The organism is Nocardia sp. BSTN01, from assembly GCF_015354405.1.
Classification (GTDB): Bacteria; Actinomycetota; Actinomycetes; order Mycobacteriales; family Mycobacteriaceae; genus Nocardia.
In genome coordinates this window covers 1-1,168 of sequence record NZ_JADKYP010000149.1, presented here as the reverse complement: position 1 = coordinate 1,168, position 1,168 = coordinate 1, and the positions used below count along the sequence as shown (strand labels likewise).

General features: G+C 65.8%; 1 protein-coding gene and 1 pseudogene. Both read right to left on the bottom strand.

What is annotated here, in order from left to right:
* On the bottom strand, positions 1–547 hold a 547-nt coding region (locus IRT45_RS36240), incomplete at its 3' end, for an Hsp70 family protein (RefSeq protein ID WP_194810253.1).
* 349 nt (positions 548–896) lie between these two features.
* Positions 897–1,168, bottom strand: a pseudogene (locus IRT45_RS36235) (endonuclease); the annotation flags it as partial.

Sequence of the window (1,168 nt, the reverse complement as noted above, 5' to 3'; positions counted from 1 at the left end):
TTTCCAGCAGCGAGACGTCGAAGGTGCCGCCACCGAGGTCGAAGACCAGGATGGTCTGCTCTTTGTCGCCCTTGTCGAGGCCGTACGCCAGCGCGGCGGCGGTCGGCTCGTTGACGATGCGCAGGACGTTCAGACCCGCGATCTGGCCGGCCTCCTTGGTGGCCTGGCGCTGCGCGTCCTCGAAGTAGGCGGGCACGGTGATCACCGCGTCGGTGATCTCCTCGCCCAGGTAGGCCTCGGCGTCGCGCTTGAGCTTCATGAGGGTACGGGCGCTGATCTCCTGCGCCGTGTACTTCTTGTCGTCGATCTCCACGCTCCAGTCCTCGCCCATGTGGCGCTTGACGGACTTGATGGTGCGATCGACGTTGGTCACCGCCTGGTTCTTGGCCGGCTGCCCGACGAGAACCTCTCCGTTCTTGGCGAACGCGACGACCGACGGAGTGGTGCGCGAACCTTCCGAGTTGGCGACGACGACCGGCTCACCGCCTTCGAGAACAGCGATGACCGAGTTCGTGGTCCCGAGGTCGATACCGACCGCACGAGCCATAGTGGTTCCTCCTAGGTGATGTAACTGTGTGTGGTGCAGGGGGCGACCCTGCGCGCGGCACTTGTTCGTGCCGGTCGGACCTTTCCCGTATGTGTAGAGGTGGCCCCTGACACCGCACGGAGCACGGTCCTCAGCAACACTGAGCGTGGTCGGCTCAATCCTGCCCCCCGATCCCGTCGGAGTCAACCAGAGACTTGAGCCGCTTGCACTCAACCTTGCGTCGAACAGCTCAACGAGCGGGGCGGACGGTTCATTCCCGCCGCGGCGAAAAATTTTCCCGCTCCGCCGGCGATCACCCGGTCGGGCACCGCGATACGCGGATGACCAGGCGTTTCGATCTCCCAGGGGCTCAGCCGACAGCCGCGAGCACCTGGTCGGCGAGATCTTTGTCGAGACTCACCCGGACCAGCGCGGCGGCCAGTTCCGCGTCGTGGCCGGAACGGCCCAGGCGATCCAGCCGCTTCGGATCGGTCGACAGATGCAGCAGATCGGCGCCCTTGCGGGCCCGGTCGTCGAAATGCGGGCGCACCCAGGTCCAGACGTCCTGCACCTCGCGCAGGAAGATCTCCGCGCCGGTCGGCCCGATTCCCTTGAACTGCTGCAGCAGTTCGGCCAGCCGTT